Genomic DNA, 23,278 nt, shown 5'->3' with positions numbered 1-23,278 from the left:
CACACTTTTCCGGATCGTGCTTTGAAGGAGTTTTCGATGTTCGATCTGACTGGCAAGAAGGCGCTCGTCACCGGCGCGACCGGCGGCATCGGCGGCGCGATCGCGCAGGCGCTGCATGCGCAGGGCGCTACCGTTGCGATTTCGGGGACGCGGAAGGAAGTGCTGGATGAGCTTGCCGGCAAGCTCGGCGAGCGCACCCACGTATTGCCCTGCAACCTCTCCAAGGCCGACGAGGTCGAGGCGCTGGTGCCCGCCGCCGAAGCTGCGATGGGGCAGGTCGACATCCTGATCGCCAATGCCGGCATCACCCGCGACAATCTCTTCGTCCAACTCCGCGATGAGGACTGGGAGGAGGTCATCAACGTCAATCTGACCGCGACCTTCCGCCTGGCGCGCGCCGCGACCAAATTGATGATGCGCAAGCGCTTTGGCCGCATCATCGCCATCACCTCGGTGGTCGGCGTCACCGGCAATCCCGGACAGGGCAACTACACCGCGTCCAAGGCGGGCCTGATCGGCATGATCAAGACGCTGGGTGCCGAATACGCCAAGCGCGGCGTGACCGCGAACTGCATCGCGCCCGGCTTCATCAAGACGCCGATGACGGACGCGCTCAACGACAAGCAGCGCGAGACGATTCTGACCAAGGTTCCGGCTGCTCGCCTCGGGACGCCCGAGGACATTGCGGCCGCCGCCGTCTACCTGAGTTCGAACGAAGCGGCCTACGTCACCGGGCAGACCATCCACGTCAACGGCGGCATGGCCATGATCTGACGCCTCGTCCCGCGCCGCCCATATCCGCAGTGCGGGATGCGGCAAACGGCCGTTTCCGGAGCGAAATGAGGCTTGTAGTCAAGGCAATTGAAGTATGATAACCGGACCTTCAACGGATGGGCAAAGAACGCCATTGCAGGTTTTTGAAACCCTGTATATTGGCGATGCCGAGCCTTGGCCGTCGTTCGCCGGGCCGTATCGTTAGGATGGGGCCAAATCAAAGTTCGTAAGCGAAGGCAGTCAAACGACCACGACGGCTCGTATCGTCCCGGGGGGTCGGGTCTACAGGGAACAACACGAGGTTAAGCAATGAGTGACATTGGCGAGCGGGTTAAGAAGATCGTGGTCGAACACCTTGGTGTTGAGCCCGAGAAGGTTGTCGACAACGCGAGCTTCATCGACGACCTCGGCGCCGACAGTCTGGACACCGTCGAGCTGGTGATGGCGTTCGAAGAAGAATTTGGTTGCGAGATTCCGGACGACGCGGCGGAGACGATTCTCACCGTCGGCGACGCCACGAAGTTTCTCGAGAAGAACGCGAAGAGCTAAGGCTCTTCATTTTTCGCGGGGACAACATTGAAACCGGACGGGCCGCTAGCCAGCGGTCAGCCGGTTTCTTGTTATTGGCCGTGAATCTTTCGATGCGGAGTTTTCGGATATGAGGCGGGTTGTCGTCACTGGTCTCGGCATGGTGTCGCCACTCGGCTGCGGCGTCGAGCCGACCTGGAAACGCATCCTCAACGGTGAGAGCGGTGCTCGGCCGATCGAGAGCTTCGACGTCTCCGATCTGCAGACCAAATACGCCTGCACCGTCGTGCGCGGCGACGGCACCAACGACACCTTCAATCCCGACAAGTGGATGGAGCCGAAGGACCAGCGCAAGGTCGACGACTTCATCATCTTCGGCATGGCCGCGGCCGGCCAGGCACTCGACGATGCCAACTGGCATCCCGAGACCGAAGAGGGCAAGTGTGCCACCGGCACCATGATCGGGTCCGGCATCGGCGGCCTCAACGGCATCGCCGACACCGCGATCCTCTTGAAGGAGCGCGGACCGCGCCGGGTGTCGCCGTTCTTCATTCCGGGCCGCCTGATCAATCTCGCCTCCGGCTACGTCTCGATCGCGCACGGGCTGAAGGGACCGAACCATTCGGTGGTCACGGCCTGCTCGACCGGCGCGCATGCGGTCGGCGACGCCGCCCGCCTCATCGCGCTCGGCGATGCCGACGTCATGGTCGCAGGCGGTGCCGAATCGCCGATCAGCCGCATCGGCATTGCTGGCTTCAATGCCGCGCGTGCGCTGTCGACCGGCTTCAACGACACGCCCGAGAAGGCCTCGCGTCCCTACGACAAGGACCGCGACGGCTTCGTGATGGGCGAGGGCGCCGGCGTCCTCGTGCTCGAGGAGCTCGAGCATGCCCAGCGCCGCGGCGCCAGGATCTACGCCGAGGTGATCGGCTACGGCCTTTCGGGTGACGCCTATCACATTACGTCGCCGTCGCCCGATGGCGATGGCGGTTTCCGCAGCATGTCGGCCGCGCTCAAGCGTGCCGGCCTGTCGCCGTCGGATCTCGACTACATCAACGCGCACGGCACCTCGACACCGCTCGGCGACGAGATCGAGCTCGGTGCGGTCGAGCGCCTGCTCGGCAACGCCGCCTCCAAGGTCGCGATGTCCTCGACCAAATCGTCGACCGGCCATCTCCTCGGTGCAGCCGGCGCGATCGAGGCGATCTTCGCCATTCTCGCGATTCGCGATAATGTCGTGCCGCCGACGATCAACCTCGACAATCCGTCGGTCGAGACCGCGATCGACCTCGTGCCGCACAAGGCGAAGAAACGTGAGGTCAATGTCGCGTTGTCGAATTCTTTTGGTTTTGGCGGTACCAACGCGTCGGTGATTGTCCGGCGCCTGGTCCATTAGTTTGTGGTTGCGACGAATCCACCGTTTTGCCGTATTCGGCGATAGTCATGGAAGCGGGCGCGTGCATTTGGCAGGGCAAGCGATTGCCAGGCCGCGATTGAACCGGCAGGATTCAGGTTGCTTCGATGAGTGAAAGGCCGCCCATTTCGCCCCGGAGCCCGCGGACAGCGCTTGAGCCCGAGCAGGTCCCGCCGCCGCCGAAGCGATCGGACCGCGCGCGCAATCCCTTCGTGGTCGTCGGCAATGCCATCATCACCCTGCTGCTGATCGCCATGCTCGGCGCCGGCGGGGTCTATTATTACGGCCGGCAGGTGCTCGAGGCGGCGGGGCCGCTGAAGGAAGACAAGATCGTCAACATCCCGCAGCGTGCGGGCAAGCGCGACATCGCCGAGACGCTGAACCGGGAAGGCGTCACCGACGTCAACCCGTGGGTGTTCATTGCGAGCGTTGCTGCGCTGAAGGCGAGCTCCGACCTCAAGCCGGGCGAGTATTCGTTCCAGAAGAATGCGTCCTTGCGCGACGTCATCGCCACCATCGTCGAGGGCAAGGTGGTGCAGCACGCCGTGACGATACCGGAGGGCCTGACCTCCGAGCAGATCGTGGCGCGGCTGTCCGACAACGACATCTTCACCGGCAGCGTCCGCGAGCTGCCGCGCGAGGGCACGCTTCTGCCCGAGACCTACAAGTTCCCGCGCGGCACCACGCGCGAGCAGGTGATCCAGCGCATGCAGCAGGCGCACAAGCGCGTGCTGGCCGAGATCTGGGAGCGCCGTAGCCAGGACATTCCGGTCAAGTCGCCCGAGCAGTTGGTGACGCTGGCCTCGATCGTGGAGAAGGAGACCGGCAAGCCGGACGAGCGCAGCCGCGTCGCCGCCGTGTTCGTCAACCGCCTGAAGCAGCGGATCAAGCTGCAGTCCGATCCGACCATCATCTACGGTCTCGTCGGCGGCAAGGGCACGCTCGGCCGCCCGATCAAGCGCAGCGAGATCACGCAGCCTTCGCCCTACAACACCTATGTGATCGAGGGTCTGCCGCCGGGACCGATCTCCAATCCCGGCCGCGCCTCGCTGGAAGCCGCCGCCAACCCGGCCCGCACCCGCGATCTCTATTTCGTCGCCGACGGCACCGGCGGGCACGCCTTCACCGAGACCTACGACGCGCACCAGAAGAATGTCGCGAAACTCCGCGCGATGGAGAAGCAGATCCAGAACGACACGGTCGAGCCGGCCGAGGATGCGGCGCCGCCGGCCGGCGCCGCTCCCGCCGCGGCCGACGCCCCGACCGCGACCACGCCGGCACGGCCCAACCAGCAGAAGAAGCCGCCGGCCCGCCCGGCGAATCCCGCACCGGCCCGGCAGGGCGCGGTGCAGCCCTCGCCGCCGGTGGTCCAGCGCTAGGCTGGCTGCAGGTCTGCTACGGGACTTTGCGGATTCCACTTTCCTGCAAAATAGTCTTAAGATTCGCGTGGCTTGATGCCTCGCGAATCCTGCGTTTCCGGAGAAATTGACCTGATGGCGCTGTCGTCCATGACCGGCTTTGCCCGAAGCCACGGCGCAAGCGGGCCGTATACGTTCGAATGGGAATTGAAATCGGTCAACGCCAAGGGCTTTGACCTCAGGGTGCGGCTGCCGCAGGGGTTCGAGGAGCTCGAGGCCCACGCCAAGAAGCGCGCCGGCGAACTGCTCTCGCGCGGCACCGTCTACGCCAATCTCAACGTCAAGCGCGCCAACGCCGCCGCTTCGGTCCGCGTCAACGAGGACGTGCTCAACGCCGTGCTCAAGGCCGCCGCGCTGATCTCCGGCAAGGTCGACGCCGTGGCGCCGAGCATCGACGGCCTGCTCGCCATCAAGGGCGTCGTCGAGGTCGCCGAGCCCGAGGGCGACGAGGAGGAGGACAAGGCCGCGCGTGCTGCCGCGGCCGAGGCCTTCGACAAGGCGCTCGCCGAGCTCGCCGCGATGCGCAAGCGCGAGGGCACCTCGCTCGGGCAGATCCTGACCCAGCGCGTCGACGAGATCGAGCAGCTGTCGAAGCAGGCAGAAGCCGCGCCGGGCCGCAAGCCCGAGGCGATCAAGGCGAGGCTCGCCGAGCAGATCGCAGCGCTGCTCGACACCTCCGACCGTTTCGATTCCGACCGCCTGATGCAGGAAGCGATCCTGATCGCCACCAGGGCCGACATCCGCGAGGAGCTCGACCGCATCGCCTCGCACATCGCGCAGGCGCGCGAGCTGATCGGCAAGGGCGGCCCGATCGGGCGCAAGCTCGACTTCCTGGCCCAGGAGTTTCACCGCGAGGTCAACACCTGCTGCTCGAAGTCGAACGACATCGAGCTGACCAATACGGGGCTCGCCATGAAGAACGTGGTCGAGCAGTTCCGCGAACAGGTCCAGAATCTGGAGTGATCGATGACGACAGGCGGTCACAGAACTGACGGGGTCGAGCGGCGCGGCTTGATGTTCGTGCTGTCCTCGCCGTCGGGCGCGGGCAAGACGACGCTGTCGCGCATGCTGCTGGAGCGCGAGCCCGGCTTGAAAATGTCAGTGTCGGCGACCACGCGTCAGATGCGGCCGGGAGAGGTCGAAGGGCGCGACTACTTCTTCGTCAGCAAGTCCAAGTTCGAGACGATGGTGGAGCAGGGCGAGCTGCTCGAATGGGCCACCGTGTTTGACAATCTCTACGGGACGCCGCGTGCTCCAGTGGAGGCGGCCCTGTCGGCCGGGCAGGACGTACTGTTCGACATCGACTGGCAGGGCACGCAGCAACTGCACCAGAAGGCGAGCGTCGACGTGGTTCGTGTCTTCATTCTGCCGCCGTCGGCGGCAGATCTCGAGAAGCGGCTGCATTCGCGCGCGCAGGATTCCGACGAAGTGATCCGCAAGCGTATGAGCCGCGCCAGCCACGAGATGAGCCACTGGGCCGAATACGACTACATCGTCATCAACCATGACGTCGACGAGGCCTTCGCCGAGGTGCAGTCGATCCTGAAGGCCGAGCGCCTCAAGCGCGAGCGGCGGATTGGCCTCGTGGGATTTGTGCGAAGTCTGCAAGGTCAGCTTCAAGGCTAGGCTGCCTCAGCCGCGGCCCTTCCTGCGCCAGCCGTTCCAGCATCGCCGTGATCACGTCGATGTCGACCGCATCCTCTTTGTCCTCATCCGCCTCGCGATCGGCCGGCGCTTCGTCGGAAGCGTCGTTGGCCGCGAGCTGCGGCGCTGACGCCTCGATCTTGAATTCGCCGTTGAATATGTCGGCCTCGTCGAGATCTGCGACCACCACCTTGCGAGCGGGCGCGGCGTGCGCTGCGATCCTGCCGATTGCACTGCTGAATTCGGCGAGCTGTGCGGCTTTTGGCTGCGCAGCTTTCGGCTGCACGGCTTTCGGCTGCACGGCTTGGGGCTGTATGACCAGAGGACGCACGGCATCGAAATCCACCGGGCCGGCCTTCTGCACGCGCGAGGCGTCATCGAGCCAGGGAGCGCGGCTCGGATTCTCGTCCTGCGGCTCCCAATCGTCCCAATGCGCGCGGCGGTCGGCCTGGCGGGCGCGCCTGCCCGCGAAGCGGTAGATGATGCTGGCGAGGACGCCGGCCAGCGCCAGCGCGCCGCCGATCACGAGCAGCAGCATCTGGATCGAGCCGGCCGGCTTGTCGGTGCTGCTGTCTGCGGCCGCGAGCGCCACGGGCGCAGCCGATTTTGACGGCTTCGTGCCCGGCGGCGCGACGGCTGCGACAGGCGCGGGCGCCGGCTGCGGCGCCGGTGATGTGGCCGCGGAGGCATCGGGCCAGGGCGATGCGACGGCGGGCTGCTGCGCGCTGCTGTCAGCGGCAGGGTCCGCAGCCTGTTGCATCGGCGCCGGCGCCGTCGGAGCTACCTGTGCGGGCGCGGCCGCGGTCCGCGGCTTCAGATATTCGGCGCGTGCGTCCTGCACCGGGTGCTGCGTCGGCGCGGCTGAATCCGCTGCGGGTGTTTCGGCTGCGGTCTGCACCGGCTTTGCGCCATCCTTGGCATTGTCCTTGCCGCCTTCGGCGCGCAGATACCAGCATTGCCGCTTGGTCGAGCGCTCGAGGCGGTAGTACCAGTGCTGGCCTTGCGGCGCGATGCCCTTCGGCGAGGCAAGGCAGTCGGCGGCGTCGCTGGCCGGGCTCGATGCAGCCGGTGCGTTCTGCGATACGGCCGCTATGGGCGCGCCGGCAATGATGCTGCCAATCAGCGCGGATATGAACTTTGCGGTGCGGTTGCCCATCCTGGTCTCCCGATTACGCATGACGCAACTCTTAACCACCGCTTTGTCATCAAAGACTTGGGTGGCATTGAGCCGCAAATCCGGAGAGGATGTGGCTTGAATTGGGCCCGCGCGGTGGTGGTTCCACCGCGAATTAAGGCATTTTCCTTAACGTTATTGCTCCGTCGAGCTCCCGGTTCCGCCGCAGCCGTCGCAGCGCCGCCAGGCGCCGGAACCGCTGCGTCCCGCGACGCGGCCGGCGCCGGTGAACGTCACAGGACAATCAATCGCACGCGAGCATTCCGAGAGGTCGTCATGCCCGGGTTCGTCCCGGGCATCCACGTACCTCGCACCGCGCGAAGCGCGGGCCGTCCGCGCCGAAGCAATTTCGGTCAGTAGCGATAGCCGTACTGACCCGGGCAAACCCAATTGCCGTAGGTATCGTAAGTGCAGCCGCTGGTATTGTTATAGTAGCCGTAAGCTCCTGCTGCGGCGGCTCCTACCGCAGCTGCTCCCAGACCATAGGCTGCGCCTCTGTAGGCGCCGCGATAGGCCGCATTGCGGTAAACACCCCTGGCAACCGGCCGTCCAGGTATCGGGCGATATCCATAGCCGCGACCCGCCACGCGGTATCCGCCGACACGTCCGGCATGAACAGCTCCACCTCGGACGTGAGCGCCGCGCATGGCTCCGCCGCCATGATATCCGCCGCCGCCACGGCGGGCATATGCCTCATCTGGCATCAGGCTCGCGGTGATCAGGACGAGAGCTGCCAGCGCAGCGAGAATATATCGAAGCATGGCGTTCCTCCGTGAGTTGGGGGGCCGTGCAACACCGACGCGATACTGCGCCGTGAGGATCGGCGCCTTGCGAGAACCTCAGCTTCTCACCGGTGTCTGATTTGACTTAAATCAAGCATCCTCGCGGTGGGTTCATCGAACGGGAACATGCCGCTGATGATCCATCGGACCGAGCACCGGGATACCCAGACGATTGCGCTCAGGTCAGATAGTCCGGCCTGAAATCGGCGAGCGCTTGCAGCTCGTCGGGCTGGAGCAGTTCGATCTCGCTGCCTTCCCATGCGATCAGGCCGCGATGCCGCAGCTCCTGGATGGTGCGGTTGACGTGGACGATCGACAGCCCGCAGGCGTCAGCAACGTGCCGCTGTGTCATCGGCATCTGGAAGCATCCATCGGTGACGAGGCCGACGATCTCCAGCCTTGCGGCGAGCTCGCAGATGAGATGCGCCACCTTGGGCAGGGCGGCCTGGGCGCCAAGGCGCGCGATCCATTGCCGCGAGATCGCCGCATCGATCAGCGTCTCGCGCCAGAAGGCGCGGATCAGATGCAAGGAGCCGTCGAGCAGCTGCTTGAGCTGGGCGTGCGCGACGTAGCCGACGATGGTCGGCCCGAGGCCGACGAGGTCGGCGTCCATCGGCGAGACCAGCAGCGTGTGCAGGCACGGCATGTCGCCGGGAACGTGGAACGCCAGGATCTGGCTGCGGTCGCCGACGATGCGGGCCTGGTAGAGGAAGCCGCTGACGACGAAGACGCAGCGCGAGGCGGCCTCGCCCTGGCGCAGCACGATCTCGCCGTCCGCGACCTGGCGCAGCGTCGACGGCAGGCCGGCGATCTGGTGGCGTTCGTGTTCGGAGAGACCTTCGATCGCCTGGAGACGCGCGATGAACTTCGGATGTGGCATGAGAGCAGGTGCGCTTCAGCGCTCGCGCGGCGCGGACGCTTCGCGCAGGCGCCGCGACAGCTTGGCCACGGCCCAGTCGGATACGGGCTGGCTGCGGAACTCGCGGATGGCACGCGCGAGTTCCTGATCCGACATCGGGAGCACCGGCTCAGCCAGTGTGCCGTTCAGGAAGGCGTCGCTGATGCTGTCGAGGTGCGCGTCCGGATCCGCTGCAAACAGGCGGCGGACGCGCTCCAGGATGGTCGTAGGGCTCATGAGGGGCGGCTCGATCCGCAATCGGGTGACGGGAGGGGGCGATGCGGCGTCGTCGCGACCCCGTTAGCAACCTGTGCTTCCGGTTCGCGTTCTAGTCCGCTGAACGCAGGCCGGACGTATCATTTGATAGAACCGGCGTGATTTTGGCGGCCGCCATGGAAAAAGCCCACGATGTGCTGATCCGGAACCTCGGCAAGCACACCGAGCTCGCCGGGGAGGATGTCGCCGAGATCCGCGCGCTCAGCTTCACCCAGCGCGATTTCGCGCCGAACGAGGATTTCATCCGGCAGGGCGACGAGCCCGAACATTCGGCGCTGGTCGTCTCCGGCACGGTGGCGCGCTACCACCTGCTCGGCAGCGGGCGGCGACAATATCTCGCGTTCCATCTTTCCGGAGACCTGCCGGACTCGCAGGGCTTGTTCATCGACCAGATGGACCATGCGCTCTGTGCGCTCGGGCCCGCCACGGTCGCCTTCATCCCGCATCGCGAATTGTTCATCGCCTTCCGGCGGCGGCCGACGTTTGGAATGGCGGTGTGGCGCGAGACGCTGCGCGACGCCGCGATCTTTCGCGAGGCCATCACCAACAACAGTGCCCGGCCGATGCAGGCGCGCATGGCGCATCTGTTCTGCGAGCTGTTCTACCGCGCCCGCGTCGCGCAGCTCCTCCGCGGCAACCGCTGCCGCATGCCGATCAGCCTCACCCAGCTCGGCGAGGCGCTGGGCATGGCGATTGCGACCGTGAACCGGACGCTCGCCGAACTCAGGCGGAGCGGCGCCATGGATCTGCGCGAGGGCGAGCTGATCGTGCTGAAATGGCGCGAATTGCAGCGGCTCGGGGATTTCAATCCGGCCTATCTGCATCTCAAGCAGCAGTTGGTGCGGTGAACGCGGAGCGACCAAATGGCTATCCCTCCGCGGCGGCCATCCCGCCCAGCACTTCGTCAAAATGCCGCTTCACCGAGTCGTTGCAGGAGCAGGCCCTGGCTTCGAGTGCCAATGCATCGAGGATCAGGATGGCGCCGCGCCGGGTCGCGAGGATGCGCCTGGCCTTGAACATCTGGATCACGCGGCTGGCATAGCTGCGGGACACGCCGAGCATGCCGGCGAGCTGCTCGTGGGTGAGGGGGATTTCGGGGCCGCCGATATGCTCTCGCGCCGAGAGGATCCACTTGGCGGCGCGCTGCTCGATCGAATGCGCGGCGTTGCAGGCCGCGGTCTGGAGCAACTGCGCGAACTGGCAGTCCGCATGGCGCGAGAGCAGCTCCTGGAGCGTCGCCGACCTCTGCTGCGCCTGCTCGAGCGCGCGCAGCGGCAGCCGCACGAGCGTGCCGCCGAGCTTCACGACGATGCGTGAATAGGCCAGCGAAGGGTTGCGGCCGGCAGAGATGCCGATCGCGCCCTCGCGGCCGACCAGCAGGCTTTCGACCTCGCGGTCGTCCTCGACCGGCACGGCGAACGACACCAGCGTCGGGCCGCAGGGGAAGTGAACCACCGCGACGTCGTCGCCGGCGTGATGCAGAATGTGGCTGGCCTCGAGTTCGACCGGCTGGAGGTGCGACGCGAGCAGTTCGAAATCCTGAAGGCTGAGCTGCTGGAGGAGATCGTTCGAGGGCCGACCGGTCACGTGTTTTTCTCTGGCCGGGAATCGGCACCGGCCAGAACCCTACGTTTCCGCGGAGGAACCGACGGTTCCAAAGTGCACACAAGGCCTTTGCGAACGTTGAAAAGTCGGGAGGCGAGCTTACGGAAATTCGTAAAGCGTCAGCCGCATGGCGCCATGCTGCTGTAGCTTCGCCGGGCTCTGTGCAGGAGTGAACATAGCGGCGGTGCGGAGCGGTGTAGTGTTGGCACCGCCGGGCGTCGGACCGCGTGCGCTCTGCCCAACGGACCGCCGGCCCGTACCTGCTCGAATGCCGCAGGGGGCCGGCGGCCCGAGGGGCGATGACCGTCAGCCGAAGCGCGCTTCGCAGTCGTGAAGGAAGCGGCTGTGCGCTGCATGCGCGCGGTACGCATCGATCGCCCGGTTGGCGAGCATCAGCTGTCGGCGTTCGCCTAGCCTGAGCTGCGCTTCGATGGCGTCGAGAATGATGTTCGCAGACTCGTCCGGCGGGCCGAGCTCGCCGCTCTTCTCGAGGGCGCTCCAGGCGATGAAGAATGCGCTTTCGACGGTGCAGCGAATGGACATGCGCTGCCAACGCGGAGCAGCCCGAGCCGTTCCGCGCGGTGTCGTGCCCTTGAGCAAAAGTCGACCGTTACGTCAGCGAGCTGCTGATCGAGTCGAACTTCGTCTTCAGCGACGTGCCGAGATTGTTGATGACCGCGATGATGGCGAACGCGATGCCGGCAGCGATCAGGCCGTATTCGATCGCGGTGGCGCGGGACTCGTCTGCATGGTCTCACCAGAATTCCCGGAGCAAGCTGGGAAGGACGATAGTCCGCACGCGCGAGGTTCCCCGACCCGGAACCCCGCCTTGCGTCAATTCCGAGTTGATTGCGGAAGAGAGAGGCGGCGAGACCTGCGCCTCGCCGCGAATTGCGCCGTCAGTTCTTCAGAACGATGCGGCCGACGACCTTGCCGGCGCGCAATTCGTCGATCCATTTCTGCACGTCGCCCATCGGCTCCTCGCGCATCGGCGTCGGCCTGATCTTGCCGGCGCGGGCGAGCGCCATCAGCTCGTGGGCCTCGGCAAGCGTGCCGACCATGAAGCCCTCGACGGTCAGGCGCTTGTAGACCCATTGCACCATCGGCAGCGTGAACTGGCCGCCCATGAGGCCGGAGACGACGACCTTGCCGCCGCGCGCGGCCACCGCCACCGCGAACGCCATCGACTTCTCGTTGCCGGCGAAGTCGACGATCTCGTCGAAGCCGCCCTCGGTCTCTTTCAGGATGCGCTTGATCACGTCGGGCTCGGACGGATCGTAGGCAACCGCTGCGCCGTTCTTCAGCGCGGTCTCGCGCGCGGCTGGGGAGAGATCGGCGACCGTGATCGGCTGCTTGAACATGGCCTGCGCGAACGACAGGCCCATCATGCCGACGCCGCCAAGACCGATCAGCAACAGGTTACGCTGGCGCGGACGGTCGACCAGGCGCTTGAGCGCGCCATAGGCGGTGACGCCGGAGCACATCAGCGTCGCAGCCTGGTTGACGGGCAGCGGATCGTAGTCGAGCAGATATTTCGCGTCGGGTACCAGCACGTGGGTGGCGAAGCCGCCGTCGATGGAGACGCCGAGGAAGCGCTGCTTCACGCAGAGATTCTCGTCGCCATTCTTGCAGTCGCGGCACTGGCCGCAGCCGATCCAGGGGAAGACCGCCTTCTTGGCACCGACGAGTCCGGCCGGAACGTCAGGGCCGACCTCATCGACGACGCCCGCGATCTCGTGGCCGAGCGTGAAGGGCAGCGTCATGCCGCGCGTGGTGTCGAGCTTCTTGCCGCCGCCGAGATCGGCATAGCCGTCCTGGATATGCAGATCGGAGTGGCAGAGGCCGCAGCGCTCGATGCGCACCAGCACCTCGCGTCCTTGCGGCTTGGGCGTGTCGACGATGGTCTCGCACAAGGGCGCATCGAACTTGACCAGCGACTGCCGACGCATCAACGCCATATTCTCTCCTCCGGAATTCCTGTTATTCAGCTTCGTTTCGTATATTGGCCAATTCACGGGCCATGGCAACAAAGCCCGATATCGGAATGGTCTCCGCGCGCCGCGTCGCATCGACGCCGGCCGCCTGTGCGAGCCGCGCCGGATCGACGCCGAGCGACTTCAGGCTTTGCCGCAGCATCTTGCGGCGCTGGCCGAAAGCTGCGGCCGCGACCTGTTCGAGCAGCTTGCGATCGCAGGGCAGCGGCTCGGCGCGCGGTATCAGGCGCACGACGGACGAGGTGACCTTCGGCGGCGGCACGAAGGCCGACGGCGAAATGTCGAACAGGATCTTGGTCTCGCAGCGCCAGTTGGCGAGCACGCCGAGCCGGCCATAGGCCTCCTCGTCCTCGCGCGCAACGATGCGCTCGCCGACCTCGCGCTGAAACATCAGCACCATCATGTCGTACCAGGGCGGCCACGGCTCGATGGTGAGCCAGTTGATCAGCAGCTGCGTCGCGATGTTGTAGGGCAAATTGGCGACGATTTTCGCGCGTTCACCTCCAAGCAGCGGTCGCGGGTCGAAGGTCATGGCATCGCCATGCACGATCTCGAGCCGGCCGGGATAGCGCGCGGAAATATCTTCCAGCGCCGGGATCGCGCGCTCGTCATGCTCGATGGCGATGACGCGCCGGGCGCCGAGCGCGAGCAGCGCGCGGGTCAGCCCGCCGGGCCCGGGGCCGATCTCGACGATGGTGGAGTCTTCGAGCGGCGCGGCCGCACGCGCGATGCGCGCGGTGAGGTTGAGGTCGAGCAGGAAATTCTGACCGAGCGATTTGCGGGCCGACAGCGCGTGCCGGCGAATGACCTCGCGCAGCGGCGGGAGGTCGTCGATCGCGCTCATCAGGGTTTTGCAGCCGCCATGCGGCCTGCGAGCTGAAGCGCCGCGATCAGGCTGGCCGGATTGGCCTTGCCGGTGCCGGCGATGTCGAAGGCGGTGCCGTGATCGGGCGAGGTGCGGATGAAGGGCAGGCCGAGCGTGACATTGACGGCGTCGTCGAACGCGACCGTCTTGATCGGGATCAGCGCCTGGTCGTGATACATGCAGACCGCGCAGTCATAGGTGTTGCGCGCGGCGTCGTGGAACATGGTGTCGGCGGGCAGCGGGCCCCTGGCCTCGATGCCGTCGTTGCGCAGAACCTTGAGCGCCGGCGCAATCACGGTCTGCTCCTCATGGCCGAGCGAGCCGTCCTCGCCGGCATGCGGATTGAGGCCGGAGATCGCGATCCGCGGCCGTTCGGTGCCGAAATGCGATTTCAGCTCGCTCGCGACGATGCGCACGGTGGAGACGATCAGCTCGCTCGTCAGCTGGGTGAGCGCCTCGCGCAAGGAGACGTGGATGGTCACGGGCACCACGGCGAGCCGTGGCGACCACAGCATCATCACCGGCTGCGGCACGCGGCCGTTCTCCGCGGCAAGCTCGGCGAGGAATTCGGTGTGGCCGGGATGACGGAAGCCGGCGCGGTACAGCACGCTCTTGGCGATCGGGTTGGTGACGACGGCACCGGCGCGGCCCGCGCGGACATCCGCGACCGCCTGGCGGATCGAGGCGAGCGCGGCCGGCGCGCTCGATGCGTCGGGCGTGCCGGGCTCGGCGCTCGCGCGCTCGCCGGTCGCGACGACGGGCAGGGCGTTGGTGAAGGCGGCCGCGGCCTCAGCGGGGCTTACCGCAGCGATCCTGAGATCGACGCCGAGCGCCTTGGCGCGGCGGGCGAGGAAGGCCTCGTCGCCGAGCAGATAGAACGGGGGCAGGTTCAGCTCGGCTCGCCGGAGCCAGGCGGCAATGGTGATGTCGGGGCCGATGCCGGCGGGCTCTCCCAGGGTCAGGGCGAGGGGCTTTATCGGAGCGCTGGCCATCAGCGGTTGCGATATTCGATCATCGCCGCCTTGCGGAGCTCATCGAGATAGGCCTTCTGGGTCTTCTCGTACTTCTCCTGATACATCTTCTCGCGGATTTCGCGCTTCTTCGGCGTGTCGATCGTGGTCGGCTTGCGCGAGCACAGCACCACCATCTCGATGCCGGCCCTCGTCACTTCCGGCGCGGTCAGATGGCCGATCGGCGTGTCGTCGAGCACCTTGCGCAGCGCCTCCGGCAGGTCCGCCGTGGTCTTGGTGACGCTCTCGCGGATGGTGGCGTTCGGCGTCGAGCGGAACAGCGAATTGGCTTCCTCGCAGCTTCCGACGCGCGAGCGATATTGCTCGGCTTCCTTCATCCGCGTCTCCTGGAACGCAGGGGAGGAGCCGCGCGGCACGATCAGCACGATCGGCTGCATCTTGTATTCGGTGCCCTCGATCTGGAGCTTCTCGTTGCCGCCCTCGCGCACCTTGTCGGCGACGTCCTTCTCGCCGACCATCAGCTTCTCCTTGAAGCGGCCGCGCACGAGGCTGGTCCAGACCATCTCGGCCTTCATGCGGCCCTTCAGCGTCTCGGGGCGGACCCCCTTGGACTCGAGCGACTTGGTGAGCGCCTCCGGCGAGATGCGCATGCGCTGCGCCATGCCGTCATAGGACTGGTTGAGGTCGGAGACACCAGGGTCGACGCCGTACTTCTTGCCTTCCTTGATCTTCACCTTGTCGTCGATCAGCTCGTTGATGACCTCCTGCCGGCTCGGGGTCTTCTGCGTCGTCAGCTGGTCGAGCTTGGAGCGCTGCTCGATGTCGAAATCGGTGATCGGATCGCCGTTGACCATGACGACGATGTTCTGCGCCCGCGACGGCGAGGGGAGGCCGGCCAGGACCAGCCCGGCACTGATGGCGAGGAGGAAGCGGAAGACAGGCAATGGGGTCGTCATGAGTGTCGCTCGCATGCCCGCCGTCGTAAGCCTGCGAAGAGGCAAACGCGGCCGGGACTTCAAACCGTTCACTGGAGGCCCGCGGAACTGCTGCTGCTGCCTGTCGACGTCGCCAGCGTGCGCAGGCCGATCTGGAACATGAACGCGTGGCTCAGCACGGGCGGCGCGGTGCCCGCGGAGTAGCTATACGAAGTTACATAGTTCGCCGCCAGCACGAAGCAATCGTCGACATAGCCGGCGCCGAGCACATATTGGTTGATCTTGTTGGCCTCGAGGTCCCAGCGCGCCGAGCCCGTCACCACCCAGTTGGCCGCGACCTTGATCGAGCCCGAGGTCAGGATGCCCTCGCGGCGGTTCAGATAGCCGAGCTCCGGCTGTGCCGCGTAATTGCCGTACATCACGCTCATCGACCAGCGATTGAAGTTGGCGCGGCCTTCGGCCTCGAAGCGCTCCACGTTCCAGGTCTGCTCGTCCATGCGCGAGCGGACGCTGAACGTATAGGTGCTGTTGGGCGAGTAGGCGGCGCTCGCCACATAGTCGGACCGCGGCTTGTCGAGGCCGGAATCAAGACCGGTGTTGATGGAGTCCTGGACCGCGTAGGAGTTCAGGCCGAACAGCTGGTAGGACTGCCCGAACAGCACCTTGACGGCACCGCCCCTGTCGAACTGGGTGGTGGCCTGCACGCCGACATTGGCGCGGCCGCCGCCCTCGACGCGGTCGTAGCCGGAGAACTTGTCGACGCTGAACAGGTTCGAGGCGTCGAACACCATGCTCTGGGCATCCTCGTTGGGGAACCTGCCGGCATAGGTCTCGTTCGGGCGGATGATGATCTGCGCGATCGGCTCGATGGTGGTCGAACCCCAGGGCTGAACGTTGATGAAGGGGTAGCGGTATTCGAGACCCACGGTCGGCATCAGGCGGAACGCCTGGGTGTCGCCGACCGGCAGGAAGTTCGACACGCCGGGCTGGTTGGAGACCGAGGAGTTGACCGCGTCGGCGCGCAGAATCGCGAACGGCGTCCAGATCTCGCCGAACGGATCGGTGTAGGACTTGCGCCACTGCGCTTCGGCCGTGAGGCGCGTGTAGGTGCCGGGGAAGCCGCGCAGCAGGCACTGCGACGGCGTGCGGGCGAGCGGATCGGCCGACGCCGTCGTGCACAGGCTGTTGGTGTTGGCCAACGTCGTGATCGGATCGAACACGGCCGAGTCACGCGACAGGTTCGTGAAATTGGTCCTGTAGCTGAACTCGCCGCCGAACACCGGATAGTTCAGCACGTTCGAATAGTCGATCACGGGATAGACGATCGGCACCTGGCTCTGGTTGCCCGAGTAGCTCAGCCAGTACATCGTGCGCGCGTCGAAGAAGCTGCGATTGCCAACGCCGGTCAGATAGAGCTGCGACAGCGCGTCGGTCGGCAGATAGAGGAACGAGCCCAGCGGGTCGCGGTACTGCGACAACCGGTAGTCCGAGAAGAAATAGTAGTCGGACATCAGGACGCCGTCCCAACCCCAGACCCACTTGTCGTTCAGCGCGAACTGGCCCTTGGTGTCGACGGCGCCGCGGAACTGGCGGTCGCCGGGCTGACCGGCAAGCGCGCCCGGGTCGAGCTGGTCGATGCCGTAGACGCGGACCTGATAGGCGCCGTCCATCAGGCGCTGGCGGTATTCGGCCTGGAACAGCACGCCCTGCTTGGTCGTGAAGCGCGGGTTGAAGGTCAGGTCCATGTCGGGCGCGATCGCCCAGTAGAACGGGATTTCGACGCCGTAGCCGAACGGCGTGTTCGACGTGAAGCCCGGCATCAGGAAGCCGGTCTTGCGCTTCACGGTCGGGTCGGGCGTCGAGAAATAGGGCATGTAGGCGAGCGGCACGCCGAAGAATTCGAGCTGCGCCGTCTCGAAATACAGCATCTTCTCCTGCTGGTCGTGGATGATGCGGGCACCCTTGACCTGCCAGAGCGGCGGCTTCTTCGGATCGTCCTTACACGGCGCGCAGGCCGTGTAGACGCCGTTCTCGAACACCGTGTAATTGCCGCTGGAGCGGTCGGCGCGGCTCGCGGCCATGCGGGTCTGGTCGGCGGTGTCCACGCGCAGCGAATCGACGAAACCGTCGCGGTAGTCGTCGGAGAGATCCATGATCTCGGCATAGGTGATCTTGCCGTCGGCATCCGTCATGCGGATGTTGCCTTCGGCATGCAGCCGCTTGGTCTTCTGGTCGTAGATGACCCTGTCGGCCTCGACGCTGGTGCCGTTGTAGAACAGCTGGACGTTGCCGACCGCGGAGACGCGCGAATTGTTGTAGTCGTAATCGACCTCGGTCGCCTGAACCAGCATCTGGTTGTCGTTGGCGACCTTCGGCGGCTTCGGACGCGGCGGTAGCGGATTGTAGGTGAAGCTCTGGGCCGCGGCCGGCGTCACCGCGGCGACGTCGATCAGGCCGCCGAGCGAGGCAGCCGTGACGACGGCGAGGAGGAGCCTGCGAATGGACAAGCCGCATCCGTTCGCGCGCACCACCGTGCGCCGCGTCAAACGAGACACGGGTCCTCGACGGACGGCAGTCACTAACCGTCCTCCTGGTACAACAAGGCCAAAAAGCCGGTGAGGCCGCCCACCACCACGGGCAACCACGCCGCAGCGATCGGATGCATCAACTCAGCCTTGCTCAAGTCTTCAGTCACTTTCGATAGAACGTAGAGCAGAAAGCCTGCGCCCACGCCACTCAAAACCATCTTCTGCACGCCGCCCATCCGGAAGAAACGCAACGACACGGAGGCCGCGAGCATCACCATGGCAGCCAGCAAAAACGGCTGCGCCAGAAGCTTTTGATACTGGAGTCGGTATCCGGCTGTCGCGAAGCCCGAGCTTTCCGATGAGCGGATGTAGCTCGGTAGTTGCCAAAAGGACACAGTCTCGGGTGTGGAAAAGCTGTTGCGGACCTGCGCCTCGGTCAGAGTCGTCGGAATCTCCAACGTGGCCTGGTCGACCGGCGGTGAGTCCAGCGTGAAGCGGCGGACGCCCCTGAACAGCCAATGACCGGACTCGAGCGTGGCTTCACGCGCCTCGATCCGCTCCTTGAAGTGCTGATCTGTGTCGAATCGGAACAGCGTGAGCCCGGTGAGCCGCACGCCCTGCTGCTCGCTGCGCGCCGCATTGATGATGGTCTGGCCGTCGCTGGTCACCTGGTTGAGCCAGAAGCCGGAGGCGTCCTGGATGCCGCCGCCCGGCGCCGAGCCGAACAGCTCCGCCTCCATGCGCTTGGAGAGCTCGCGCAGATTCGCCGACATCGGATTGTAGGCGACGGTGGCGATCACCCCGATCAGCAGCGCGCTGCCGAGCGCGGGCGAGATGAACTGCCAGGCCGAGATGCCGGCGGCGCGCGCGACCACGAGCTCGAGCCGGCGGGAGAGGGCGAGATAGCAGGTCATGGCGCCGATCAGCATGCAGAACGGCGTCAGCTTCTCCAGGAGCTGCGGCACCCGGAACAGCGATGTCTCGGCCACCATGAGCGCGGAGGCGGAGGCAAGGCCGGAGGTCTTGCGCACCATCTCGATGTAGTCGACCAGCACCAGCAGCAAAAAGATGCTCGCGAACACGCCGAGCGCCGCGACGACAAAGCGTCCGGCGAAATAGCGCCCGAGCGTGTTGGTGAGCATGCTCATGCGGTGGCCGGTCGTCCAAACAGCCGCGCGATGCGGGCGTTCGATCTGTTGATGGCTTCCATGAGGCCGGGCGGCGGTTCGACGACGATGCCGCCAATGATCATCCACAGCCCGACGCCGATGGCGCCGAAAATCATCGCGTATTGGACCAGCACCGGGCCCGGCGATTTCACCGCCATCACCGAACAGGCAAAGCCCGCCATGCGCAGGCCGAACACCGCGAGGATCGAGGAGCCGATCGAGAAATTGCGGCTCTGGCGGGTGGTGCGAGGTGCGCCGAGGAAGGCGAAGGTCAGCACGGCAAAGGCAAACGGATAAATCGGAGCCAAGAGGCTGTCATGCAGGGCCGAGCGGAACTGCCCTGGAATCTGCTTGTAGACGGGGTCATCCTCGGACGGCGATAACAGCTCCCAGAGATAGCGCTCGCGGATGCCGAGGGTGACGTCGCGGCCCTGGTTGCCGAATTTCGACATGTCGAAGCCGTAGCGGCCGAACGCCACCAGCGCGGGATCGCGCTTGCCGGCCTCGAAGCGCTGGAGATTGCCGTCCTTGAGCACAAGGAACGAGCCGTTTTCGTTCTTCACGACCTCCCCATGCTCGGCGACGATCGAGACGCGCTCGTTCGGATCGCGGCGGTCGTCGATGAAGATGCCGGCGAGGATGCCGCCGGGCTGGCGCTCGCGGATCCGGATCGTCAGGTTCTTGTCGAGCTGGGCGAAGCGGCCGGGCTGCAGGATGTTGGTGAGCACGTCGGCGGTGATCTCGGCGTCCCACTGCTTGATCCGCCGCATGCCGTCGGGGGCGAGATAGGCCGCGATGAAGGCGACGAGCGCCGCCACCACGCAGGTGGCGTAGAAGAACGGAAAGAACAGCCGGAACGGCGAGAAGCCGGCGGCATTCATCACGATGATCTCGGAATCGGTCGCGAGCTTGTTCAGCGTGTGCGAGATCGCGATCATCAGCGAGATCGGCGAGATGATCAGCACGAGCGCCGGCACGACGAGGCTGGTGATGCCGAGGAAGGTCAGGATGGTCTGACCCTGGCTCGTCATCAGGTCGATGCCGCGCAACGCCTGCGTAATCCAGATCACGCCGGTGAGGCTGACCAGGACCAGCGCAAACGACGCCAGCGTCGTGCGGAAAATATACCTATCAATTGACCCCATGCGCTACCGCACGAATCCCACCAAGCCCCCGACGCAGCCCCGGAATGCCACCCGTCCAACCAATCCCACAAGGGGATCCCCAAGGTCGGACCAACAGTTCTTCCGTCGGCTTACTTTCTCACTACCATCCCTTTGATCCGTCAACAAAATGGCTGCCCCGTGGCACCCTCCACATATGGTTAATATTTCGCTCGTTGTGGCCTGGCGGCCACGGCGGTGCTTGGCATCTGCCGGGCCGCTGGCCCATAGTGCGCAAAGTCCAGTGAATCGCCGTTCAGCTCCGGCCCCCTGCCGGAACCGAGGAAGGGCGAAAAGCCTGATGTTTTGAAGGAGTTACTCATGTCCGATGCCATCAAGGTCGGCTTTGTCCCGTTGTCTGCCGCCCCCCGTGGCATCCTGGTGGTGTTCTGCGACGACGGCTTGAAGCTCGGCCCGGCCACGGCGAAGGCGCTCGGCGGCGCGACCGATCTGGTCAAGCGGGCGGCGTCCACGGCCGGCTTCAAGGGCAAAAGCGGCGCGGCGCTCGACATCCTGGCGCCGGAGGGGGTGAAGGCCACCCGGCTGGTCGTGATCGGCGGCGGCAAGGCGGCAAGCCTGAAGGCGAACGATTTCCTCAAATTCGGCGGCGTTGCCGCCAGCAAGCTCTCTGCCGAGGCCTCGGCCATGACGATCATGGCGGAATTGCCAGGTGGCGGCATGACAAGCGAGCAGGCGGTCGCGATTGCCTCGGGCCTGCGGCTGCGGGCCTACAAGTTCGACCGCTACAAGACCAAGAAGAAGGAGGGCGAGGAGGGCGGCTTGCGCGCCGAAATCTCGCTCGCGGTCGACGATGCAGGTGCGGCCAAGAAGGCGTTCGCCTCGGCCGGCCACGTCGTCGACGGCGTCGTCATCGCGCGCGACCTCGTCAACGAGCCGCCGAACGTGCTCTACCCCGAGGAATTCGCGCGCCGCGCGGCCCAGCTCCGCAAGCTCGGCGTCAAGGTCGAGGTGCTCGACGTCAAGGCGATGCAGAAGCTCGGCATGGGCGCGCTGCTCGGCGTCGGCCAGGGCTCGGCGCGGCCGAGCCGCACCGTGATCATGCGCTGGGACGGAGGCAAGAAGGGCGATGCGCCGGTCGCCTTCGTCGGCAAGGGCGTCTGCTTCGACACCGGCGGCATCTCGATCAAGCCCGCCGGCAGCATGGAGGACATGAAGGGCGACATGGGGGGAGCTGCCTGCGTCGTCGGCCTGATGCATGCGCTGGCGGCGCGTAAAGCGAAGGCCAACGTGGTCGGCGCCATTGGCCTCGTCGAGAACATGCCCGACGGCAATGCGCAGCGGCCGGGCGACATCGTGACCTCGATGTCGGGCCAGACCATCGAGATCATCAACACCGACGCCGAAGGCCGCCTCGTGCTGGCCGACGTGCTCTGGTACGTCGCGAAAAAGGTGAAGCCGAAATTCATGGTGGATCTCGCCACACTCACTGGCGCGATCATGGTCGCGCTCGGGACCGAGCATGCCGGCATGTTCTCCAACAATGACGAACTGGCCGAGCGCCTGCTCGCGGCCGGCATCGAGAGCGGCGAGAAGGTCTGGCGCATGCCGCTCGGTCCGGAATACGACAAGCTGATCGATTCCCAGTTCGCCGACATGAAGAACACCGGCGGCCGTCACGGCGGCTCGATCACCGCGGCGCAGTTCCTCCAGCGCTTCGTCGATGGCACCCCGTGGGCGCATCTCGACATCGCCGGCACCGCGATGGGCGCGCCGAAGACCGACATCAACCAGAGCTGGGGAAGCGGCTATGGCGTCCGCCTGCTGGATCGGCTGGTGGCAGATCACTACGAGCGCAAATGATCCACGATGACTGAAGTGCTGTTCTACCATCTGCAAAACATGACGGTGGAGAACGTGTTGCCGCCGCTTCTCGAGAAATCGCTCGAGCGCGGCTGGCGCGTGGTCGTGCAGTCGACCTCGGAGGAGCGCGCCGATGCACTCGACGCGCATTTATGGACCTATCGCGACGATTCCTTCCTGCCGCACGCGACATGGCGCGTGGACGATGCCGCCGATCAGCCGATCCTGCTGGCGATCGCGGAGGACAATCCGAACGGCGCCAATGTCCGCTTCCTGGTCGACAACGCCGCATTGCCCGAGGACGCGCAGGGCTATGAGCGCATGGTGCTGCTGTTCAACGGTGACGATCCGGATGCGCTCGCTTTGGCACGCAGTACTTGGACGGATTGCAAGGCGCGGGGATTTGATGTCACCTATTGGCAGGCCGACGAGCGGGGCCGGTGGCAGCGCCGGAATTAGCGGTCGATCGCAATTAATGATAATTTGCACTTTTCGGGCGATGCTGGCTTTGGTCAATTTCGTGCCGCAAAGTGATGTTGGGACAAGCGCTTAGGGCTCGTCCTTCACGCGGGGAATTTAGTTTATCGTGCGACATCAAAAGCTTCCCAGCTCGCTCATAATTGCGCTCGCAGTCCTCGCACCGCTGGTCGCTGGCTGTTCGGGCGGGACCGACCTGCTGTCGAAGGATGCCGAGTGGTTCCAACGGCCCGGCCGCCTCTTCATCAAGAGCATCTCGATCGAATCGCCGCCGCTGACGCCCGACAAGCCGGTGACGGCAGAGGATCTGGTCAGCGCCGACGGCGCCTGTGCCGGCATGACGCCACCTCCGGGACCTGCCGATGCCAATGCGTCGACGACGGCACCCGCGCCCGTGGGCGGCACGGTCGCGCTCGGCCACACCGAATGCGACGTCGTGCGCGGCATCGGCGCGCCCTCCAGCGTCAATCTCTCCAACGATGCCGCCGGCCGCCGCGTTGCGGCGGTGACCTGGACCACCGGTCCGCGGGCCGGCATCTACACGTTCACCTCCGGCCGCCTGTCCTCGATCGAGGGCACGCCGGAAGCGCCGGTCGTGCCGAAGGCGGCCAAGCCGAAGCCGAAGAAAAAGTCGGCGACGTAACACGTCGTCGGCTTTCTGATCTGAAGCCGTTTGCGGCGATCAATGCGATCGGCCGCGCATGCTCGTCTCGACCGTCAACCGGCCTTGCGTCCCTTGATCGCAGTTGCGCTGGAGTGAACCGTGATCTCCCCGGTCGCGCTCGCCGGCAGTCGCGCTTGCAATCGGTGCTTCAACTCCGCGCTCTCCGAGACCACAGGTG

The 23,278-nt window shown here is 65.6% G+C and carries 23 protein-coding genes and 1 pseudogene; 10 read left to right on the top strand and 14 right to left on the bottom strand.

Annotated features, from left to right (window positions below; genetic code table 11):
* Positions 1 to 36: 36 nt before the first annotated feature.
* From fabG to gmk, 6 genes are all read left to right on the top strand, one after another.
* Entirely contained in the window at positions 37 to 774 is a 738-nt protein-coding gene (fabG, locus tag AAFG16_RS28415) for a 3-oxoacyl-[acyl-carrier-protein] reductase (RefSeq protein ID WP_027557576.1), read from the top strand.
* Positions 775 to 1,083: 309 nt separating this feature from the next.
* Positions 1,084 to 1,323, top strand: a complete 240-nt coding sequence (locus AAFG16_RS28410; protein WP_008551805.1) for an acyl carrier protein — start codon at positions 1,084 to 1,086, stop codon at positions 1,321 to 1,323.
* Positions 1,324 to 1,432: 109 nt separating this feature from the next.
* Positions 1,433 to 2,698: a beta-ketoacyl-ACP synthase II gene (fabF, locus tag AAFG16_RS28405; RefSeq protein WP_342730564.1), complete on the top strand. Its 1,266-nt coding sequence runs from the start codon at positions 1,433 to 1,435 to the stop codon at positions 2,696 to 2,698.
* Positions 2,699 to 2,823: 125 nt separating this feature from the next.
* Positions 2,824 to 4,095: an endolytic transglycosylase MltG gene (mltG, locus tag AAFG16_RS28400; RefSeq protein ID WP_342730562.1), complete on the top strand. Its 1,272-nt coding sequence runs from the start codon at positions 2,824 to 2,826 to the stop codon at positions 4,093 to 4,095.
* A gap of 114 nt (positions 4,096 to 4,209) precedes the next feature.
* Positions 4,210 to 5,097 carry a YicC/YloC family endoribonuclease gene (locus AAFG16_RS28395; RefSeq protein ID WP_342730560.1) on the top strand — a complete coding sequence of 296 codons (888 nt, stop codon included), beginning with the start codon at positions 4,210 to 4,212 and terminating at the stop codon, positions 5,095 to 5,097.
* Between the two features lie 3 nt (positions 5,098 to 5,100).
* Entirely contained in the window at positions 5,101 to 5,760 is a 660-nt protein-coding gene (gene gmk / locus AAFG16_RS28390; RefSeq protein WP_283079652.1) for a guanylate kinase, read from the top strand.
* On the opposite strand, the gene AAFG16_RS28385 is transcribed toward gmk, so the two are convergent.
* The 4 genes from AAFG16_RS28385 to AAFG16_RS28370 all read right to left on the bottom strand — a co-directional run bounded on the left by AAFG16_RS28385 (position 5,693) and on the right by AAFG16_RS28370 (position 8,869).
* Positions 5,693 to 6,934, bottom strand: a complete 1,242-nt coding sequence (locus AAFG16_RS28385; RefSeq protein ID WP_342730558.1) for a hypothetical protein — start codon at positions 6,932 to 6,934, stop codon at positions 5,693 to 5,695. The two genes, gmk and AAFG16_RS28385, sit on opposite strands and share 68 nt — an antisense overlap.
* 371 nt (positions 6,935 to 7,305) lie before the next feature.
* On the bottom strand, positions 7,306 to 7,713 hold the full coding sequence (locus AAFG16_RS28380) for a hypothetical protein (protein WP_283079650.1): 408 nt from the start codon (positions 7,711 to 7,713) through the stop codon (positions 7,306 to 7,308).
* 199 nt (positions 7,714 to 7,912) lie between these two features.
* Positions 7,913 to 8,614, bottom strand: a complete 702-nt coding sequence (locus AAFG16_RS28375; protein ID WP_283079649.1) for a Crp/Fnr family transcriptional regulator — start codon at positions 8,612 to 8,614, stop codon at positions 7,913 to 7,915.
* A gap of 15 nt (positions 8,615 to 8,629) precedes the next feature.
* Positions 8,630 to 8,869, bottom strand: coding sequence for a hypothetical protein (locus AAFG16_RS28370; RefSeq protein ID WP_283079648.1), 240 nt, complete (start codon positions 8,867 to 8,869; stop codon positions 8,630 to 8,632).
* Positions 8,870 to 9,024: 155 nt separating this feature from the next.
* Here AAFG16_RS28370 and AAFG16_RS28365 point away from each other — a divergent pair, with 155 nt between their 5' ends.
* Positions 9,025 to 9,756, top strand: coding sequence for a Crp/Fnr family transcriptional regulator (locus tag AAFG16_RS28365; RefSeq protein ID WP_342730555.1), 732 nt, complete (start codon positions 9,025 to 9,027; stop codon positions 9,754 to 9,756).
* 19 nt (positions 9,757 to 9,775) lie between these two features.
* On the opposite strand, the gene AAFG16_RS28360 is transcribed toward AAFG16_RS28365, so the two are convergent.
* From AAFG16_RS28360 to lptF, 10 genes and pseudogenes are all read right to left on the bottom strand, one after another.
* A complete protein-coding gene (locus tag AAFG16_RS28360) occupies positions 9,776 to 10,495 on the bottom strand; it encodes a Crp/Fnr family transcriptional regulator (protein ID WP_342730553.1) in 720 nt (239 codons plus the stop codon).
* Between the two features lie 324 nt (positions 10,496 to 10,819).
* Positions 10,820 to 11,056, bottom strand: coding sequence for a hypothetical protein (locus tag AAFG16_RS28355; protein WP_283086992.1), 237 nt, complete (start codon positions 11,054 to 11,056; stop codon positions 10,820 to 10,822).
* Between the two features lie 67 nt (positions 11,057 to 11,123).
* A pseudogene (locus AAFG16_RS28350) lies at positions 11,124 to 11,258 on the bottom strand (Flp family type IVb pilin); the annotation flags it as partial.
* Positions 11,259 to 11,412: 154 nt separating this feature from the next.
* Positions 11,413 to 12,471, bottom strand: coding sequence for an alcohol dehydrogenase (locus tag AAFG16_RS28345; protein ID WP_342730551.1), 1,059 nt, complete (start codon positions 12,469 to 12,471; stop codon positions 11,413 to 11,415).
* A 22-nt stretch (positions 12,472 to 12,493) separates the two neighbouring features.
* Positions 12,494 to 13,351, bottom strand: coding sequence for a 16S rRNA (adenine(1518)-N(6)/adenine(1519)-N(6))-dimethyltransferase RsmA (rsmA, locus tag AAFG16_RS28340; protein WP_283079643.1), 858 nt, complete (start codon positions 13,349 to 13,351; stop codon positions 12,494 to 12,496).
* The gene (gene pdxA, locus AAFG16_RS28335; protein WP_342730548.1) at positions 13,351 to 14,364 is read right to left on the bottom strand and encodes a 4-hydroxythreonine-4-phosphate dehydrogenase PdxA; all 1,014 of its coding nucleotides are present in this window, start codon (positions 14,362 to 14,364) and stop codon (positions 13,351 to 13,353) included. Before pdxA ends, rsmA begins: the two co-directional genes overlap by 1 nt.
* Entirely contained in the window at positions 14,364 to 15,299 is a 936-nt protein-coding gene (locus AAFG16_RS28330; RefSeq protein WP_283079641.1) for a SurA N-terminal domain-containing protein, read from the bottom strand. The genes pdxA and AAFG16_RS28330 overlap by 1 nt, the downstream gene beginning before the upstream one ends.
* 68 nt (positions 15,300 to 15,367) lie before the next feature.
* Positions 15,368 to 17,785 (bottom strand): LPS-assembly protein LptD, encoded by a 2,418-nt coding sequence (locus AAFG16_RS28325; protein ID WP_342730544.1) that lies wholly within the window; start codon positions 17,783 to 17,785, stop codon positions 15,368 to 15,370.
* Between the two features lie 71 nt (positions 17,786 to 17,856).
* Positions 17,857 to 18,954, bottom strand: coding sequence for an LPS export ABC transporter permease LptG (gene lptG, locus AAFG16_RS28320; RefSeq protein ID WP_342730542.1), 1,098 nt, complete (start codon positions 18,952 to 18,954; stop codon positions 17,857 to 17,859).
* Complete coding sequence (gene lptF, locus AAFG16_RS28315) at positions 18,951 to 20,120, bottom strand: LPS export ABC transporter permease LptF (protein WP_342730540.1); 1,170 nt, start codon at positions 20,118 to 20,120, stop codon at positions 18,951 to 18,953. The genes lptG and lptF overlap by 4 nt, the downstream gene beginning before the upstream one ends.
* Before the next feature lie 339 nt (positions 20,121 to 20,459).
* On the opposite strand from lptF, the gene AAFG16_RS28310 reads away from it, so the two are divergent.
* The 3 genes from AAFG16_RS28310 to AAFG16_RS28300 all read left to right on the top strand — a co-directional run bounded on the left by AAFG16_RS28310 (position 20,460) and on the right by AAFG16_RS28300 (position 23,079).
* The gene (locus tag AAFG16_RS28310; RefSeq protein ID WP_342730538.1) at positions 20,460 to 21,959 is read left to right on the top strand and encodes a leucyl aminopeptidase; all 1,500 of its coding nucleotides are present in this window, start codon (positions 20,460 to 20,462) and stop codon (positions 21,957 to 21,959) included.
* A 6-nt stretch (positions 21,960 to 21,965) separates the two neighbouring features.
* Positions 21,966 to 22,418, top strand: a complete 453-nt coding sequence (locus AAFG16_RS28305) for a DNA polymerase III subunit chi (protein ID WP_342730536.1) — start codon at positions 21,966 to 21,968, stop codon at positions 22,416 to 22,418.
* Between the two features lie 127 nt (positions 22,419 to 22,545).
* Positions 22,546 to 23,079, top strand: a complete 534-nt coding sequence (locus AAFG16_RS28300; RefSeq protein WP_342730534.1) for a hypothetical protein — start codon at positions 22,546 to 22,548, stop codon at positions 23,077 to 23,079.
* The last annotated feature ends 199 nt before the right edge of the window (positions 23,080 to 23,278 follow it).

It is taken from the genome of Bradyrhizobium sp. B117, assembly GCF_038969555.1.
Taxonomy (GTDB): Bacteria; Pseudomonadota; Alphaproteobacteria; order Rhizobiales; family Xanthobacteraceae; genus Bradyrhizobium.
Note: the sequence above shows the minus strand (reverse complement) of the source record. Positions and strands in the feature narration are given on the sequence as shown.

Bases quoted from the DNA above. Each gene is read 5' to 3' on its own strand.
- fabG (WP_027557576.1), top strand. From the start codon at position 37: ATGTTCGATCTGACTGGCAAGAAGGCGCTCGTCACCGGCGCGACCGGC.
- AAFG16_RS28370 (WP_283079648.1), bottom strand. From the start codon at position 8,869: ATGAGCCCTACGACCATCCTGGAGCGCGTCCGCCGCCTGTTTGCAGCG.
- AAFG16_RS28305 (WP_342730536.1), top strand. From the start codon at position 21,966: ATGACTGAAGTGCTGTTCTACCATCTGCAAAACATGACGGTGGAGAAC.
- rsmA (WP_283079643.1), bottom strand. From the start codon at position 13,351: ATGAGCGCGATCGACGACCTCCCGCCGCTGCGCGAGGTCATTCGCCGG.
- pdxA (WP_342730548.1), bottom strand. From the start codon at position 14,364: ATGGCCAGCGCTCCGATAAAGCCCCTCGCCCTGACCCTGGGAGAGCCC.
- AAFG16_RS28330 (WP_283079641.1), bottom strand. From the start codon at position 15,299: ATGACGACCCCATTGCCTGTCTTCCGCTTCCTCCTCGCCATCAGTGCC.
- gmk (WP_283079652.1), top strand. From the start codon at position 5,101: ATGACGACAGGCGGTCACAGAACTGACGGGGTCGAGCGGCGCGGCTTG.
- AAFG16_RS28355 (WP_283086992.1), bottom strand. From the start codon at position 11,056: ATGTCCATTCGCTGCACCGTCGAAAGCGCATTCTTCATCGCCTGGAGC.
- lptF (WP_342730540.1), bottom strand. From the start codon at position 20,120: ATGGGGTCAATTGATAGGTATATTTTCCGCACGACGCTGGCGTCGTTT.
- AAFG16_RS28385 (WP_342730558.1), bottom strand. From the start codon at position 6,934: ATGGGCAACCGCACCGCAAAGTTCATATCCGCGCTGATTGGCAGCATC.
- fabF (WP_342730564.1), top strand. From the start codon at position 1,433: ATGAGGCGGGTTGTCGTCACTGGTCTCGGCATGGTGTCGCCACTCGGC.
- AAFG16_RS28395 (WP_342730560.1), top strand. From the start codon at position 4,210: ATGGCGCTGTCGTCCATGACCGGCTTTGCCCGAAGCCACGGCGCAAGC.
- AAFG16_RS28365 (WP_342730555.1), top strand. From the start codon at position 9,025: ATGGAAAAAGCCCACGATGTGCTGATCCGGAACCTCGGCAAGCACACC.
- AAFG16_RS28410 (WP_008551805.1), top strand. From the start codon at position 1,084: ATGAGTGACATTGGCGAGCGGGTTAAGAAGATCGTGGTCGAACACCTT.
- AAFG16_RS28310 (WP_342730538.1), top strand. From the start codon at position 20,460: ATGTCCGATGCCATCAAGGTCGGCTTTGTCCCGTTGTCTGCCGCCCCC.
- AAFG16_RS28375 (WP_283079649.1), bottom strand. From the start codon at position 8,614: ATGCCACATCCGAAGTTCATCGCGCGTCTCCAGGCGATCGAAGGTCTC.
- mltG (WP_342730562.1), top strand. From the start codon at position 2,824: ATGAGTGAAAGGCCGCCCATTTCGCCCCGGAGCCCGCGGACAGCGCTT.
- AAFG16_RS28345 (WP_342730551.1), bottom strand. From the start codon at position 12,471: ATGGCGTTGATGCGTCGGCAGTCGCTGGTCAAGTTCGATGCGCCCTTG.
- AAFG16_RS28380 (WP_283079650.1), bottom strand. From the start codon at position 7,713: ATGCTTCGATATATTCTCGCTGCGCTGGCAGCTCTCGTCCTGATCACC.
- lptG (WP_342730542.1), bottom strand. From the start codon at position 18,954: ATGAGCATGCTCACCAACACGCTCGGGCGCTATTTCGCCGGACGCTTT.